Here is a 16,802-nt window from a genome sequence, read left to right as displayed (position 1 = left end):
TAGTCAGATGGCGGATAAAACAGAGCAACTTATCGCGAAACTGGTCGACTCACATCAAGCGGTGCGGCCATTTCTAGCACCGCAAATTACCTATTTAACCTTGGGCATGGTGTTGATGTGCGCATTGCTATTGATGCTGCCTTTTGGTTTACGTTTTGATTGGCCGCTGGCGGGGATGCTGAAAACCGCTGCCTTATTAATGCTAGTGGTGACGTTGCTGCAACTGACTTTATTGCTTAGTCAGCCGTTGTTGCCACAATGGCGTAAAGCCCCGCTCTTATGGTTGTCACTTGCTGGTAGCGTTGGGTTATTGATCTGTTTAGGTACTATGGGAGAGTCGCTGAGTTTCGGGCAAGCTGCTCAAGTTTCTTCATTTTGGGCCTGTATTGCTTGGATAGCGCCAGTGGGTATGGCGGCAGGCTGGATATTATCAAGAATGTTACGCCGAGCGCGGCCTTTGCACCGCATGGCTTTGCGGTTGGTGGTAGGAGGCCTAGCCGGTAGCTTAGCCGCCTTAGTGTATAGTTTGCATTGCCGCGTTGATGCCCTTGCATACTTATTGTTAGCTTATGGTTTAGCGGCAACCCTCGCTTTGCTGGGGAGCTTACTTAGCAGCCACCGGCTGTGGCGCTGGTAACCCTTTCTGCATTATTAATGCACTCGATAATAACGGCAGAAATAATCCACCACACTATTCGCATCTAAATGAGAAAAGGTCAGATGATGTTTTGCCATAACGGCTTGCCCCAAGGTTTGTAAAATCTTTTCTAAACCGGCGCCACTTGGGCGTTCTAATTGATGTTGCTGAAATAAAAAGTCTAAGGCCGCTGAGGTATAAGATTTACCTGGCAAAGGCTGGGTTAATTCCAGCTCATGAAGCCTTGCTCCTAAGTTGCGTATTTTTTGTAAACAGTTGCGTTCGTCCATTGCCGGCCCCCGAAATGCTAAATCATAGATATTTTGTTTATCGGCAGCCGCATAATAAACTTTAGCGCTGGGCAGAGCGCGACGCTTTTTGGTAGTATAGCGGCCAATACGTAACCCTTTTAAGGCGATGCATGACGCAGCTTAATCTGTCACTGGCGCTCCACCCGACACAGTTGTGTCCTCAATTAGATCCCCAATTAATTGCAGCAGCACTGCAACAACCGGCCTTACCGTCTGCCTTTATTGGCCAAAACCGTGCGCGCTCTGCGTTAGAGTTTGCTATTGGCATGGATATGCCAGGTTATAACTTGTATGTCATGGGGGAGCAGGCGTTAGGGCGTTCCACCCTAGTGCATGATATTTTGCAACAAGCCGCCAGTGAAAAAGCCACGCCAGATGAGTGGTGTTATCTAAATAATTTTGATGATGAGCGCGTACCCAGTACCTGTCGTCTACTAGCCGGAGAAGGCCGCAAACTGGTCAAAAAACTCGAAGCGCTGATTGATGAGTTAATGGATACCTTTCCGGCCGCTTTTGATAACCCGGGTTATCAACGGAAGAAAAAAGCCATTCATCGTACCTTTGATAAGCGCTATGAAGAGGCTATTGATCGGGTTGAAAGTAAAGCGTTAGAAAAACAAGTGGTGTTGTACGAAGAAAACGGCGCCGTCAGTTTTTCACCGATCATTGATGGTAAACCTCTAGATGATCAAGAGTTTTCTAAGTTAACGGAAGAACAGCGCCAATATTTTTACGGTTTAGTCTCAGAGCTAGAAACCATCCTCAATGAAGAGTTATTAGAATTACCGCGTTGGAAACGTGAGCTCTCCGAGAGCTTGCGAGGGTTGTGTAAAGACACTATTGAGCAAGCCATTAAACCGATGCTGAAGCAGCTAGAACATGACTACAATGCTGAACTTGGCGTATTAAAATATCTGCGTGATATGCGTACCCCTTTAATTAAAGCGGTGCTGGAATTATTACCGGATGAATCAGACGGCGAAAAAAACGAAGAGCCGATTAGCCGTGAATTTTTTATAGAAGAGTTTGTGCCCAATGTGCTGGTGCATTATGAAAGCATGTCTGGCGCTCCCATTGTGTTTGAAGCTAATCCTAGTTACGGTAATTTGTTTGGCCGCGTCGAATATAACTCCTCTAGTGGTTCACTTTACACCAACTATCGGATGATCCGCCCAGGGGCATTACACCGAGCCAATGGCGGCTATCTTATTTTAGACGCCGATCGCTTATTGTCACAGCCAGCGCTTTGGGATGCACTAAAGTTAGCGCTAAAAGCGGGCGAAGTCGTAATAGACACCCTTAGTGAACATGCGGTAACTAACTCGACGATTATTACCCCCAAAGCGATCCCGCTGAATGTTAAAGTGGTGCTGCTCGGCTCGCGCGATCTGTATTATCTGGTACAAGATCTTGATGATGAATTTAACGAGCTGTTTCGCGTACTGGCCGATTTTGAACATTACTTGCCGTATCAAGCCGAAACGGTTAGTGATATGACGCAGCAAATTCAGGTACAGATGCGCCAAATGCACATTGCCCAGCTATCAGCTTGCGGTTTGCAACAGCTGTTGTTATTTAGTTTTCGTCAAGCTGAACATCAAAGCAAGTTATCGGCCCGTTTTGCCGATGTGTTGGAATTAGTGCGTGAGGCGTGTTATTTCGCGCAACAGCAACAAGCTGAAGAATTAACGGCTGAGCATGTTAAACAAGCCTTAGCGGGTAAGCAATATCGTACCGGGCGTATTAGTGAAGCCTTTTTAGAAGATATTCAAGAAGGGCAGATCCTCATTGATACCGATGGTGCCGCCGTGGGTAAGATCAATGGTTTAACCGTATTAGAGATTGGCGATACAGCTTTTGGCACGCCTGCGCGGATCAGCGCGACCGTGTTTGCGGGCTCGAGTGGCGTGGTCGACATAGAGCGAGAAGTCGAACTCGGTAAAGCCATTCACTCGAAAGGCGTATTACTTTTAACCGGTTATTTGGGTTCCAAGTATGCTCGGGATTTCCCTTTGACCCTCAGTGCCAATATTGCGATGGAGCAATCTTACGGCCATATCGATGGTGATAGTGCTTCTTTAGCTGAGGTGTGTGCCTTAATTTCTGCTATTACTGAAGTGCCCATTTTGCAAAGCTTAGCGGTAACGGGGTCGATCAACCAATATGGTCAGGTACAAGCGATTGGCGGTGTTAACGAAAAAATTGAAGGCTTCTTCAGACTGTGTCAATCGCGTGGTTTGACGGGGCAGCAAGGTGTGATTATTCCTGCCAGTAACCAAATAAATTTGGTATTACGTCATGAAGTGGTCGATGCGGTCGCTACAGGTCAATTTCATATTTACGCTGTGCGTACTGTTGATGAAGCACTAGAACTGTTAACGGCGCAATTGGCCGGAGAGCGAAATGCACGTGGCCAATACCCGAAAAAATCAGTCAATGCCAAAGCGCGAGCGCGTTTAGCCTTGTTGGCGGAATTAGTTAATGGCAGTGCCGAAGAGTAAGCTATCGACGTCGTGCTGCATAGCCGTTAGCTCGCTTTTAAAAAAGAACACTCAATTAAGCTACAGAAAAAGGTGATAACACAAAATAAGAAAGCCGCTTAACAGCGGCTTTCTTTATTTAGCGCGGGCTTAACCGCATTTTCTTGGACCGCCTTTACATGGCGCTGGTTCTGGCTCTGGATCACCACCACCTGAACCCCCACCGTTGCCGGCACAACCATAAGTGGTGAGGTAATCATAAGCCGCTTTGGCTTTAACAATACCTTTACCAAATTTCTGTGGATCGCCACCGCTAGGTAAGCTGGCTGTTGCTTTCAGCGCACTGCGGATTTGCGTACCGGTACATTGTGGGAAGTTAGACCATACACGCGTGGCTAAACCGGCTACTGCTGGGGTGGCCATCGAGGTACCGCTCATATAACCGTAATCTGAAGCTCCTACGTTGATACTGGCTGTGGCGGCACTCAGTAAGGCTGAACGATCTTCAAAGGCTGCGCCCACGGCGGGGATTGACGTAGTATTCGCAGTGCCCGCACCTAAAGTACCGTATAACATGCCCGGCGCATTATTAATTAAAATAGCACTGATACCACCGGATAACTGGCAGTTTTTCACTTTGTCATGGAAAGAAACAGTACCACGGTCAATCACACAGACCTTACCTGACGCGCCGCTGTTAGTGGCAGTGGCTTCACCCATAAAGAAAGTACTGCCTGAAGCTTCGCCGGTATTTTCCATGGCAGAGGCGGCATAACCATTATTGCCTGCGGTCAAAGCTGCCATGGAGGCACCGCCAGAAGGGTAGGTAGAAAGCGTATCTACACCGCCTGCGGCTACTTCAACACAAAAGCCTTCATTAGTGACACTGCGTTTACCTGAGCCTGAGCTACAAGAGGGATATTGCGAGAAAGAAGCAATTTGATTATTGGCATCATTAGCGCCAATCATCATTACCGAGGCATAACCTGCCGGATAAGAGCGCACTGAGTTACCGTCGTTACCGGCTGCCGCTAACACTAAGCCGCCATTATTGGTAAAGTTATTAAAGGCGTTTTCTTCTGTGTTGTTGGCGCCGCCACCGCCTAAACTCATTAAATTCTTGTTTATCGCAACTAAAGCGGTTTTGGGAAGTTGTCGCCTAAAAAGCAAACATAAATAATCTTTTGTATAAAATTAATCGCTAATGTACCTATAACCTAAACGCATAGCGGCATATTTGTTACAAGGTCACATTGGCTAAGAGCAAACCGATGTTAGCGTGTGGCAAGGGGTGGGATTAAATAAAGATGACGGCGAGTGTAACAATCGCCAAGTTAAAGCTACAAACTGTGCTGTTGGCGACCACGCCAAGCTGCTGTAAGCAAGCTCAGTAGGCTAAGTAAAAACACCGGCAGATCGCCCAGCGTACTGTATAGCGTACGTCCGGTGGTTAAAGGTAACTGATCACTCACCAGTGCTTCGGTAAATTGGGGGGCGCGCTCCCGGATCTCTCCAGATGCGGCAATAGAAGCGGTAATGCCATTGTTGGTCGCTCGCAGTACTGGGCGGCCAAATTCTAAGGCGCGCATACGCGCTATTTGCAAATGCTGATGGGGGCCAATGCTGTCGCCAAACCAAGCATCATTACTGACCGTCAGTAATACCTGGGTATCGGCAGTAAAATTGGCACGGATTTGTGCCGGAAACGCAATTTCAAAGCAGATAGCCGGCAATAAATGTACACCATTGGCGATAAGATTCGGCTGCACATAGCTACCTCGGCTAAAGGAGCTCATCGGGAGATCGAAAATCGGAGCGAGCTGACGTAATAGCTGCTCAAAAGGCACAAATTCGCCAATCGGTAACAAATGATGTTTGCTAAAACGATTAGTATGGCCATAAAAATAGTGACCGCGCTCAGCGTCGGGCTGTTGCTTACCCAATACAATAAGATTATTCCAAGCTTCGCCGGTTTTATGTCGATAATCGATAATGCCACTGATAAGGGCAGTGTTGCTGTAGGTTGCAGAGCTATCGAGGTTCTCTAGAAAATCGATGGCTAATGGTTCTAATTGCGGTATCGCCGCTTCTGGCCAAATAATAATTTGATGTTCGCTTAAATGTGGCCGAGTGAGATCAAGGTATTTCAACATGGTCGGCCATTCTTGCTCTGGCGCCCAGCGCAAATCTTGTTTGATATTGCCTTGTACCAACAACACAGATACTGTTTGACCACTTAACTGCCAGCCTTTTAGTGTGGCAAGTAATGGGCTGATGGCAACAAGCATAACCGCAGTCATCAGAAAACTGGCTTGCTGCCAGCGTGCTAAGGAAGATTTGTACAACAAACTGGCGCTGGCGGCGATAAACACCATCAGCCAACTCAGTCCAATTTCGCCAATTAATGGTGCCCAATGCCGTAATAGTGAATCCGTTTGGCTGTAACCCATTGATAACCATGGAAAGCCGGTTAGCATCACACTGCGTAGCCATTCAGTGAAAATCCAGCTAGCCGCGAATAATAACGGCAAGGGCAGTGCATTGGCAAAACGGCGGGTTAACCAGGCGGCGAGGGCAGGGAATAACGCGAGGTAGCCCACTAACAGCGCCATCAAGCCTAAACTGGCAATCAGCGGCAAGCCACCAAATTGATCAATACTGACATGCACCCAGCTAATACCGACACCAAACCAACCGATACCATAACTAAAGCCGGCAATAGCGGCTTGACGTGGTTGCTTACTGTGTTGAATGGCCAGCGCTAATAGCGCTAAGGTAAAAAACGGCAGCCACCACAAATGATAGGGCGTAAAAGCTAGGGTATTCAGTGCGCCTGCCGCCAGTAAAACCAGCGGCAGTGCCAAGCGAGATAAGCCAGAACGCAAAATGATTAGTTTCCTTCTTCTTCCGATTTGCGCGGTTGAATCACTTGAAGTTGCATTAAACGCCGGCTGTTGGCTTTGCTTACTTTGAATTTAAGATCGCCCAGCGTAATGCTTTCACCTCGGGCGGGCATATGTCCAAAAGCATGCAACACGATACCGCCGATGGTATCGGCATCTTCTTCGTCAAAAGAGGTGCCGAAGCTTTCATTAAATTCATCCAATGGGGTTAACGCACTGACTTGAAATACCCGAGAGGCCATCTTTTTGATGTCATGATCTTCGTGATCATCATGTTCATCTTCAATTTCACCGACGATTTGTTCCAAGATATCTTCAATGGTGACTAGGCCTGAAACACCGCCATACTCATCAACCACAATGGCCATATGATAGCGTTTTTGCCGAAATTCACGCAGTAAGGCATCGACTTTTTTGCTTTCAGGAATAATCACAGCAGGGCGAACGAGGTTACTCCACTGCCAATCGTTATTCTTGTCATCCAACGCATATTGCAGGATATCTTTTACAATCAGAATGCCTTCGATATGGTCTTTATCTTCATTGACCACCGGATAACGGCTATGATTATTTTCCAATAAGATGGGTAGCACTTCAGACAGGGGCTGCTCAATGTCAATGGTCGCCATTTGTGAGCGTGGGATCATAATGTCCCGAGCGCGCATTTTTGACACGTCCAAAACACCTTGCAACATATCCTTGGTATCGGTATCAATTAGCTCACGCATAGCCGCTTCGCTAATAATATCTTCCAAATCAGACAGATCTTGAGGCTCTGCGTTGAAAATGTTGGCGATACGTTCTAACCAACTGCGACTCGCAGAACCGCGACTAGAGTGGGGGTTGTCTTCACTCATCAGTGAACTTGTGCTCCGTTAAAATAATAAAAATTATTCGTCATCCAATAAATAGGGATTGGCTATGCCTAACTGCGCGAGGATCTGAATTTCTTCGGTTTCCATTTCAACGGCATCCTCATCATTTATATGGTCAAATCCCAATAAATGCAAGCACCCGTGCACTACCATATGGGCCCAATGTGCAAACAAGGGTTTTTCTTGTTCGCTCGCTTCGGCGGCCACTACGTCGGCAGCAATGATTAAATCACCGAGCAAACTTAATTCTACGCCCGGTGGACATTGAAATGGAAAACTCAGCACATTGGTGGGTTTATCTTTCGCGCGATATTGGGCATTCAGTTGTTGGCTTTCGGCATTATCTACCACACGAATGGTCACCTCAGCCTCAGCTTGAAATGGCATTACAGCTGCGTTTAGCCATTGTTGAAATTGCGCTTCGCTCGGTAAATTTTTCGCAGAGCTGGCCAGCTGTAAATCTAAGGTGATGCTCATTTTGCTCTAAATTCCCGCTGCTCAGGGCCATTCGGTTTTGGGTTTGCCGCTTCAAAAGCTTCATAGGCTTGCACAATACGTTGCACAATAGGGTGGCGTACCACGTCTTTGGCATTGAAGAAGTTAAAGCTGATTTCTGGCACGGTAGACAGCACATCAATGGCATGTTTTAAACCGGAGTATTGGCCACGCGGTAAGTCGACTTGCGTTATATCACCGGTGATCACGGCTTTGGCACTAAAACCAATGCGGGTTAAAAACATTTTCATTTGCTCGGTGGTGGTATTTTGGCTTTCATCCAAGATGATAAAGGCATCATTTAAGGTTCGCCCACGCATGTAAGCCAAGGGCGCAATTTCAATGACGCCGCGCTCAAGGTATTTTTCAACCTTTTCAAAGCCAAGCATTTCAAATAACGCATCATACAAAGGCCGTAAGTAAGGATCGACTTTTTGGGCTAAATCACCAGGCAAGAAACCGAGCTTTTCACCCGCTTCGACTGCGGGCCGCGTTAAGATAATGCGTTTAACCAGGCCGCTTTCTAGGGCATCAACGGCACACGCTACCGCTAAATAGGTTTTGCCGGTACCGGCAGGGCCAACACCAAAACACACATCATGTTGCAACACATTGGCAACATAAGCCGCTTGATTAGGATTACGCGGTTTAATCAGACCTTTTTTGGTTTTTAGGCTAAATTCTTTCTGGCGGCTGCCGGGTTCAGAATCTTGATACTCAATTTCAACGTGTTCGCTGATCATCAAGTGCACTTGTTCTGGAGTAATACCGTCTTGTTGCTGCTCGACATTCGCGGTCAGTAAATAGAGTTCTTGCAAGATGTCGATAGTGGCTTCGACATTCGGTTGTTGGCCTTCAATCCGCATGGTGCCATTACGGTGGCTAATATTAACCTGTAAGCGGCGCTCTAAGTGTTTCAGATTATCGTCGTACGGGCCACAAAGTAGCGTCAGGCGCCGGTGATCAACCGGCTCCATCAGCAATTCAGTGCTATAACTACTGTCACTATTCAATATAAATATCTCTTTATTGTCCAGTTCGCTTAGGGAACAAAGTGAGTTACACCTAGGTCGTCAGTTTTTGGCTGACGTGCAAGAATTTGTTGCGGCGCAATTTCACGGCGCAGGCCCATCTCAGCCTCAGTACGAATTAAGGTGCCACGTAGTGAATTACTGAACACATCGGTAATTTTCACGTCAACAAAACCGCCAATCATATCGGGTGAGCCTTCAAAGTTTACTACGCGATTATTCTCGGTTCGGCCGGTTAATTCCATAATATTTTTCTTAGAAGGGCCTTCCACCAAAATACGCTGTTCGGTGCCTAACATGCCACGGGCAATTTTCAGTGCTTGCTGGTTAATACGATCTTGCAGGATATATAAGCGCTGTTTTTTCGCGTCTTCGGTGACATCATCCGGTAAATCGGCTGCTGGCGTACCTGGGCGGGCGCTATAGATAAAGCTAAAGCTCATATCAAATCCAATGGCCTGAATTAAATCCATGGTCGCTTGGAAGTCTTCATCGGTTTCACCTGGAAAGCCGATAATAAAGTCTGATGACATACTCAGGTTAGGTCGTATTTTCTTTAATTTACGGATCTGCGCTTTGTACTCTATGGCGGTATGGCCGCGTTTCATCAAGTTTAACACCCGATCTGAACCTGACTGCACTGGTAAATGCAGATGATCGACCAGTTCAGGCACGTCTTTATACACTTCAATAATATCGTCGGTAAATTCAACCGGGTGTGAAGTGGTATATCGAATGCGGTCAATACCATCAATGGCGGCCACTAAGCGCAGCAGCTCAGAAAAATGACAAATACTGCCATCATGGGTGGCACCGCGATAACCGTTGACGTTTTGTCCCAGTAAGTTCACTTCGCGCACACCTTGTTGCGCCAGTTGGGCGATTTCAAACAGAACATCATCTAACGGTCTGCTGACCTCTTCACCACGGGTATAAGGCACGACACAGAATGTGCAATATTTAGAGCAGCCTTCCATCACCGAGACAAAAGCGCTTGGACCATCGGCTTTTGGCTCAGGTAAGCGGTCAAATTTTTCGATTTCAGGGAACGACACATCGACCACAGGAGAATGTGAGCCGCGCACTGAATTGATCATCTCGGGTAAGCGATGCAGCGTTTGTGGGCCAAACACGATATCGACATAGGGCGCGCGCTCACGGATCGCTTTGCCTTCTTGCGAAGCCACACAGCCGCCGACACCAATGATCAAATCGGGATTTTTTTCTTTCAGTGGACGCCAGCGACCTAACTGATGGAACACTTTCTCCTGGGCTTTTTCCCGAATGGAGCAGGTATTAAGCAGAATCACATCAGCTTCTTCTGCCTCTTCGGTCAAAGTGTAGCCATGCGTTGCATCCAGTAGGTCGGCCATTTTTGATGAGTCGTATTCGTTCATCTGGCAGCCCCAGGTCTTAATATGCAGCTTTTTACCCATTGTCAGTGGTTACCTGTGTTAATGCGTCTAAAAAAGGGAGCGTATTTTAGCCTGTCTGACCGCTCAGTGCCAGAGACAGCTGCAAAAGTCTTTTAATCAAATTAATCGCTGTCGGGTAGTGATGTAACCCGCATAAAAAATTACCAGCACGCCCGCTGCCCAACTCATGGTGACGGGCTCTTGCCAAATCAAATAACCAAAAGCACCGGCAAACACTACGCTGCTGTAGGTCCACATGCCAATATCACTTGCTGGGGCAATGGCATAGGCACGGGTCATCGCCAGTTGACCAATGGCGGCTAAGATGCCCATAGTAATAAAAGCAAGCCAAACGTCTTGGTTTAGTGGCTGCCAATAGAAAGGGAGCGGGATGGCCGATAAGATGGCGGTAAGCAGTGAAAAATAAAAGACGATACGTACAGCCGGTTCGGTATCCGACATATAACGAATGGTGGTTTTGGTAATGGCTACTAATACAGCCGAGCCAAGTGCAACGAGCAACACCGCATTTAACGCCGCATCGGGTGTCGGTAAAGCTAACACTACGCCGACAAAGCCCAATAAAATAGCAAATAAGGTCAAACGCGATGGGCGTTCCTTTAACCAAAAACGGGCAATGATCGGCACGACAAACGGCGAGAGTAATAATACCAACATACCTTGTGCCAGTGGCAGGCGCGCGAGCACATAAAAAAAGCAATACATACCCGTAATGCCGGTTAGCGCCCGGCTTGCATGCAGATACCAACGCTGCGTTTTCAGCATTTTAAAGCCATGTTTGTATAAAAAAGGCAGCATCAGCAGTAAGGCAAAAAAGTTGCGGAAAAACACCACTTGCGCTTCGCTGGCGGTTTCACTGGTAAATTTTACTACCGCACCTATGCCAGCAAAGCAGGCTTCAGCTAACAGCAAAAGTAGAGCACCTTTTAGCAGGTGAGGAGCCATGGTGTGTTCCATAAAACATCAAGGTGCTTAGTATAACGCGGTGACGACTTGAAAATCTGCTCGCGCTTTGCGAATCACGAAAAAAACAGTTTATATTCGACAGCGACTAACCGGCAAACCGACCCGAGTTAAGTAAGGCGATAAACGCAGCATTAGGTAGCGGTTTGCTGAATAAAAAGCCCTGTATTAACGAGCAATTACGTTGCCTAAAAAATGATAATTGTTGCTCGGTTTCAACCCCTTCGGCAACACAATACAACCCAAGGCTGTAAGACATGCTCAGCATGGCATCGATAATGGCTTCATCGTTATAATCCACACCAATGTCTTGCACAAAGCTGCGATCGATTTTAATCGCATCCAGAGGCAATTCTTTTAAATATTTTAACGAGGAATAACCGGTACCAAAGTCATCCAAGGCCAATTTAATGCCGGCATCGCTTAACGATTGCATGGTCAGGATGGCACTTTGTTGATCGCGCATCAGCGCGCTTTCGGTAATTTCAAAGCGCAAGCACTGTACGGGTAACTGGTACTTGTTTAATAATTCGATCACAGTTTCCGCAAGTTTCGGTTGTTCTAAATGCTGCGTTGATAAATTAATCGATAAGTAAACCTCATGCTTATCAGCTCGCCAGCTAACCATATCTTGCAAAGCCCGCTCGATGAGTTGCTGTGTCATATTAACGATTAAGCGTAAATCTTCTGCAAGTGGAATAAAGTCTGCCGGTGAAATCATGCCGTCTGGGCTTTGCCAACGCAACAGCACCTCAGCGCCGACCAGGCGATTGGTATTAGCATCGATGATGGGTTGATAGTAGTTAATAAACTCTTGTTTTTGAACCGCCTTACGTAAGCGTGATTCGCGAGCCAGTTGCATGTGGGCTTTTTCGTTCATCGCTTTCATAAAAAACTGAAAATTATTGCGACCGGCTTCTTTGGCATGATACATCGCCACATCGGCGTGTTTCATTAATTCCGTGCCATTTAAAGCGTCGTCAGGGAATACCGCTATGCCAATGCTGGGCGACACACCAATATTTTCTGAACCCAGTTGCATGGGTTCGCTAATCACCGCCAGCATTTTACGTGCAACATGGCTGAGGTTATCTGCAGATTTATAGCCTTCAAGTAACACGACAAATTCATCACCGCCCAAGCGTGCAACCGTATCGGTATCGCGCAGCGTTAATTTTAAGCGTCGAGCCACTTCTTTTAGCATTAGGTCGCCAATATCGTGACCAAGAGAATCGTTAATATGCTTAAAGCGATCTAAATCTATAAAAAATAAGGCTAAAGAGCGCTGTTCACGGCGAGTTTTATCAATACCGTGCATAATGCGATCCATCAACAATGCACGATTAGGTAGGCCGGTTAACGCATCATAGTTAGCCAGATAGCGTAGTTCAGCTTCGGCCGCTTTCTGTGCGGTGATATCGGTAAACACCAACACAAAGAAAGACAAGCCTTGCTCACCCACCGCACTGATATTGATTAAGGTTGGCCGTTCTTTGCCATCGGGCGTGATCACGCGCTCTTCGCCTTGCCAATGCTCGCCTTTTTGCATGTTACGTAATAAACGAGTGTAAAAGCGTCGCCGTACTAGGCTGATACCCAAATGATGCACTCGTGGTGTGTCGACATAAGTATCGACACTGCCAAAAGCCTGCGCAAAAGAATGGTTAGCAGCAATGATACGTTGCTGTGTATCGAGGATCACCACCCAATCCCGCGTTTGTTGGAAGGCTTCGCCAAAGAGTCGCGCTTTTTCTTTATTGGCTTTAGTTTCTGTAATGTTACTAAAGGTGCCTAAGATTTTTTTCGGTTTGTTGTCATCGTCTACTGCGGTAACCCGCGCTTGATCGCGGAACCATAACCAACGGCTATCTTGATGCCGGATACGGTAAGTGACATCTAGCATAAAACTAGGATCGTGTTGCAGTTTTCGCCATTGTTGTAAAAATTCTTGTCGATCATCTTGATGAATCAATTGACAATGTTGCTCTAAGTGCATGCTTTGCTGTGGATTTTCATAGCCTAAGACCAACGCGTAACGAGTCGAGATTAAGTGATTATGCTTAGCCAGCCACTCAAATACGCCAGCATTTACTGAGGCTAAAGCTTGTGTTAAACGTTGCTCACTCAGTTGGATCTGCTGATTGGCTTGGCGTAATAAGTTTTGCTGCTGCCGGCGTTTTCGCCAATACAATAAAAAAATACTGCCAAACAACAGAGCATACAGAAAATAGGCAGGAGTCGAGCGCCAGAGCGGGGGGGCGATAATAAAACTAAGGCTTGCCGGTGCACTCTGCTCTCCGGTTAATGGGGCAATAGCACTGACATAAAATTGATAATGACCAGGGGGTAACTGGGGAAATAGTACCTGATTGGTAAATTGTACTGGATAGATATTATTTTGTTCGCCTCTGAGCCAATAACGATAAGCAATTTTATGGTTATTATGAAAAGACATGGCGCTAAAATGAATTTTTAAACCAGTATCATTATGTGATAACTGAAATTGACGATTATTTAACGAGCCTTGAATGGTTTGAGGCTTACCCGATAACACGCTAAATTCTGTAATGGTTACTTTTAACGGAGCATTATTGGCAGTTAATAGCTTAGGCTCGACGATAATAGCACCGCGCATTCCCCCATAAACCAAACGACCATCCGCTAATTTGGTGTTAGCACCATCGTAAAACTCATTAAAGGCAAGGCCATCGGCTTGGTTAAAAAATTCCAGTTGAAAGTTGTCATGCTCCAGTCGAAACAAACCTTGTCGTGAGGCAAACCAAAGATCACCCGCTTCATCCAGTTGTAACGAAAAAACCTCATTACTCATCAGCTTGTTATCAACCGAAAACAATTGCTGCAGTGTCAAATTCTCTAAATTGAAACTAAGTAAACCAATGCCTCGCATACCCACCCACAAGGTGCCGTTATGATCAATTTGCATTGAAGTGGCATAACGATTTAGCTGTGGTTGATAATCACTGTGTTGATAAATTAAGCGCAGTTTTTCGGTATCAGGCTGATAATGCCAAAGTTGACCTGCCAGGCTAAGTAGCCAACTTTGATCCGGTAATTGGCCGAGAATACGCCCCCAATATGCCATCGGCAGCTGTTGGTTAAGCTGCTCTAGAGGCGTAATGAGCCCAGTATCAATGTGGTAACGATAAAGGTTTTTTTGTTGGCTAATGATCAGGCTATTATCGGCAGCATGATAAAGTTCTAATTGTGCACCTGAAGCGAGAAGCTTTTGCTGGCTGCTATCAGCCACGCTAGGCACACTCACACTGAGTGTTTGAGTATCAAAACGTCGGATCCCCCCGCTGACTTGTAACCATAGCTCACCTTGGCTGCCAGGCAAGAAATGGTGAATGTGACTTTCAGGCGTTCGGGTGTGCGGGCCGTTAGTTTTTAAAAAGCTTTGGCTTTCTTCGGTATCTAAATTGTAGCGATTAAGACCATTAAAGCTGCTAAGCCACAGATACTGATCTTGTTGCCATAGTTGCGTGATACGATCGTTACTAAAGCCACTCCCTTTGCTTGACGCTAGATAACGAAATGCTTGGGTTTTCGGATGCCAATAATAAGCGCCATCTTCACGACTCGCCAACCAGATACCGTTTTGTTTATCGTGAGCAAAATCTATTACTGAGTGATCGGCTATCAGCAGATCACTGTCAGAAAAACGTAAAGTCAATTCGGGTTGCTTGGCAGAGGGCGCTAATTGGTAAAGCCCCTGATCGGTTCCGATCCAAACCTGCTTGTTGTGGTTTTTTAACTTCCAAATATTATGTTCAGCAAGCATCGGCGTTGCCTCAATGGGCGTACCTTGCTCAATATAGGCGGAAATGGCGGTAAGTGGCAGTTGAAATAAACCAGAAACCGTGCCCACATAAAGCTGCTCATCACTAATTAACAGGCTTTTGACATGAGATTGGTCAGCATTGATACTCGCTTGGTTCGCGGGCAAATAGGGAATAGAGTGATGCTCGTTGCTTTGCAAATCAAACAAGATCAAGCCGTTAAAAGCACCAATAAATAACTGCTGTTGCTGTAACGCGATATGACGGATCCAACCTTGGTCTTGGCCTATCTGCGTTAAATCAAATATTTTCTGCCAAGATTTGTCACTGAGCTGTAATTGATAGACCGCATCATTGACGACCAATAATAGCCTGTCGGCATCGCGTTCGATCAAGGTCATGATCGTCGATTTTGCGGAGTGTGTTAGCTCACGCGGTGGAGTGAAAAATAATTCGAATTGACCGGCTGCAGGGTCTAACAGATATAAACCCGTATGATTTGCACTGGCCCAAAGTCGCCCTTGGCTGTCTTCTAACAATTCACTAAAGGCAATTTCAGAAAGGCGATATTGTTTGGCGTGTAATTCGTGAACGCTATTGCCGTCAAAGCGGTTAATACCTCCGGCGGTGGCGAGCCAAAGAAAACCGTCTTTATCTAAATGCAGTTTACGCACTGTGCCCTGAGATAAGCCTTGCTTTGGCGTTAATGACAAAAACTGAGTGTGTGCATTGAGTGCCAGACTGGTAAACAACAGTAAAAACACAGTTAGGAGCCATTTCACAACACGATTTCCCTTACCCTTGTTAATTTTTTTGCAAAAAAACACTGATTGCTTAAGTTGATGCAACATATACCTTGCTAGCGTTGTTTGTCCAGTTTTGTTATTCGGTGCGGTAAGTCATCTTGAAAGAGTGTAGCAGGCTTACCCTAAGTTAAAGAACAAGATTAAACCGGCGATTGCGGCAAAACAGAGTAATAACAAATTAAACTGATGCTGTTGTAAACGCAAAATACGGCGTAAATCGGCGATATCCGGTTCATAAGCTTGTTGCAAACGCGGGCGTTCGACCCGTTGTTTGCGGTAATAGAGTGGCCCAGCTAAACTCACCTGCAAGGTTTGGCTTAGCCGAATTAATAACCCTAATTTCGCTTTGGGCATCGTTGCACCTTTAGACGCTAACAGTGTTGGCGCTCGGCGAGAATGACGCTGTAGCCAATACAGCGCAGTACTCAGCCAATAAGGTAACAGGTTCAACCCTTGTTGCACTTGCGCTGCGGCTTGGCCAAAATGTTGGTACTGCTCTAACTTAACGGACCATTGCTGGCTGGCTATTTGACTCAATCGATAACACAGCACCCCCGCGGCACCGGCGATCAGATACCAAAACATGATACCGATGATTTGCTGGCTAAACCTAAGGCAAAGGCTTTCGAGTAATGCTTTGACTAAGCCCATTTGGCTTAACTGTGCGGTATCTCTGAGCAGCAATAAGCGCGCTTGAGTTTTCGCTAAGCTAAATAAAGACTTTTCCAAGCTGATGATGATTTTTTCGGTTTGCCGCGCATAAGGTTGCCAGTTTAAACAACAAAGTAACACGATCACATCAATCAATGGCGGCCAACTGGCCAATAAATATAAGCCAACCAGTAAGGTTAAAGGGATGCTAACGGCGACAAATAAAGCCAAGCCACCGGAGAGACGTTGCTGACTGCTGGCACGTGTTGGATCAGGATGAACCTTGCGCGCTAAGGCTCGGCAAAATGCGGCATAAAAGCTGAGTGGATGATAAATCAGTGGAATAGGTAGCAGCCGAGCAACCAGCAGGGCCGCGACCAGTATGATCAGCGATAGAGCAAATTCGTTTGCCAT

General features: G+C 46.4%; 11 protein-coding genes and 1 pseudogene. 2 read left to right on the top strand and 10 right to left on the bottom strand.

Going from position 1 to position 16,802, the window contains the following annotated elements:
• The first annotated feature begins 7 nt into the window (after window positions 1–7).
• Window positions 8–637, top strand: coding sequence for an NrsF family protein (locus ACUJFL_RS14285; RefSeq protein WP_445427839.1), 630 nt, complete (start codon window positions 8–10; stop codon window positions 635–637).
• A 14-nt stretch (window positions 638–651) separates the two neighbouring features.
• Here ACUJFL_RS14285 and ACUJFL_RS14280 read toward each other — a convergent pair whose 3' ends face one another.
• Window positions 652–927, bottom strand: a complete 276-nt coding sequence (locus tag ACUJFL_RS14280; protein ID WP_226751249.1) for a hypothetical protein — start codon at window positions 925–927, stop codon at window positions 652–654.
• Between the two features lie 131 nt (window positions 928–1,058).
• Between ACUJFL_RS14280 and ACUJFL_RS14275 the strand changes: the two genes are divergently transcribed.
• Window positions 1,059–3,449, top strand: coding sequence for a Lon protease family protein (locus ACUJFL_RS14275; protein WP_445427838.1), 2,391 nt, complete (start codon window positions 1,059–1,061; stop codon window positions 3,447–3,449).
• 129 nt (window positions 3,450–3,578) lie between these two features.
• Here the strand turns inward: ACUJFL_RS14275 and ACUJFL_RS14270 are convergent.
• The 9 genes and pseudogenes from ACUJFL_RS14270 to ACUJFL_RS14230 all read right to left on the bottom strand — a co-directional run.
• Window positions 3,579–4,541: pseudogene (locus ACUJFL_RS14270) on the bottom strand (S8 family serine peptidase); the annotation flags it as partial.
• Between the two features lie 227 nt (window positions 4,542–4,768).
• A complete protein-coding gene (gene lnt, locus ACUJFL_RS14265) occupies window positions 4,769–6,313 on the bottom strand; it encodes an apolipoprotein N-acyltransferase (RefSeq protein WP_226751252.1) in 1,545 nt (514 codons plus the stop codon).
• A gap of 5 nt (window positions 6,314–6,318) precedes the next feature.
• Window positions 6,319–7,188, bottom strand: a complete 870-nt coding sequence (locus tag ACUJFL_RS14260; RefSeq protein ID WP_226751253.1) for an HlyC/CorC family transporter — start codon at window positions 7,186–7,188, stop codon at window positions 6,319–6,321.
• A 33-nt stretch (window positions 7,189–7,221) separates the two neighbouring features.
• Window positions 7,222–7,683 (bottom strand): rRNA maturation RNase YbeY, encoded by a 462-nt coding sequence (ybeY, locus tag ACUJFL_RS14255; RefSeq protein WP_445427837.1) that lies wholly within the window; start codon window positions 7,681–7,683, stop codon window positions 7,222–7,224.
• Window positions 7,680–8,714, bottom strand: coding sequence for a PhoH family protein (locus ACUJFL_RS14250; RefSeq protein WP_445427836.1), 1,035 nt, complete (start codon window positions 8,712–8,714; stop codon window positions 7,680–7,682). Before ACUJFL_RS14250 ends, ybeY begins: the two co-directional genes overlap by 4 nt.
• 29 nt (window positions 8,715–8,743) lie before the next feature.
• Window positions 8,744–10,168 carry a tRNA (N6-isopentenyl adenosine(37)-C2)-methylthiotransferase MiaB gene (gene miaB / locus ACUJFL_RS14245; protein WP_229586408.1) on the bottom strand — a complete coding sequence of 475 codons (1,425 nt, stop codon included), beginning with the start codon at window positions 10,166–10,168 and terminating at the stop codon, window positions 8,744–8,746.
• Window positions 10,169–10,264: 96 nt separating this feature from the next.
• Complete coding sequence (locus tag ACUJFL_RS14240; protein WP_226751257.1) at window positions 10,265–11,113, bottom strand: DMT family transporter; 849 nt, start codon at window positions 11,111–11,113, stop codon at window positions 10,265–10,267.
• A 106-nt stretch (window positions 11,114–11,219) separates the two neighbouring features.
• Entirely contained in the window at window positions 11,220–15,713 is a 4,494-nt protein-coding gene (locus ACUJFL_RS14235) for an EAL domain-containing protein (protein WP_445427835.1), read from the bottom strand.
• Between the two features lie 141 nt (window positions 15,714–15,854).
• Window positions 15,855–16,802 (bottom strand): cobalamin biosynthesis protein CobD/CbiB, encoded by a 948-nt coding sequence (locus tag ACUJFL_RS14230; protein WP_445427834.1) that lies wholly within the window; start codon window positions 16,800–16,802, stop codon window positions 15,855–15,857.

The organism is Alishewanella sp. HL-SH05 (assembly GCF_052655985.1).
This window is presented reverse-complemented; position numbering and strand designations above follow the sequence as displayed.

Excerpts from the sequence above, each read along its gene's own strand:
- ACUJFL_RS14285 (WP_445427839.1), top strand. The coding sequence starts at position 8 with ATGGCGGATAAAACAGAGCAACTTATCGCGAAACTGGTCGACTCACAT.
- ACUJFL_RS14280 (WP_226751249.1), bottom strand. The coding sequence starts at position 927 with ATGGACGAACGCAACTGTTTACAAAAAATACGCAACTTAGGAGCAAGG.
- ACUJFL_RS14275 (WP_445427838.1), top strand. The coding sequence starts at position 1,059 with ATGACGCAGCTTAATCTGTCACTGGCGCTCCACCCGACACAGTTGTGT.
- ACUJFL_RS14260 (WP_226751253.1), bottom strand. The coding sequence starts at position 7,188 with ATGAGTGAAGACAACCCCCACTCTAGTCGCGGTTCTGCGAGTCGCAGT.
- ybeY (WP_445427837.1), bottom strand. The coding sequence starts at position 7,683 with ATGAGCATCACCTTAGATTTACAGCTGGCCAGCTCTGCGAAAAATTTA.
- miaB (WP_229586408.1), bottom strand. The coding sequence starts at position 10,168 with ATGGGTAAAAAGCTGCATATTAAGACCTGGGGCTGCCAGATGAACGAA.
- ACUJFL_RS14240 (WP_226751257.1), bottom strand. The coding sequence starts at position 11,113 with ATGGCTCCTCACCTGCTAAAAGGTGCTCTACTTTTGCTGTTAGCTGAA.
- ACUJFL_RS14230 (WP_445427834.1), bottom strand. The coding sequence starts at position 16,802 with ATGGCAAACGAATTTGCTCTATCGCTGATCATACTGGTCGCGGCCCTG.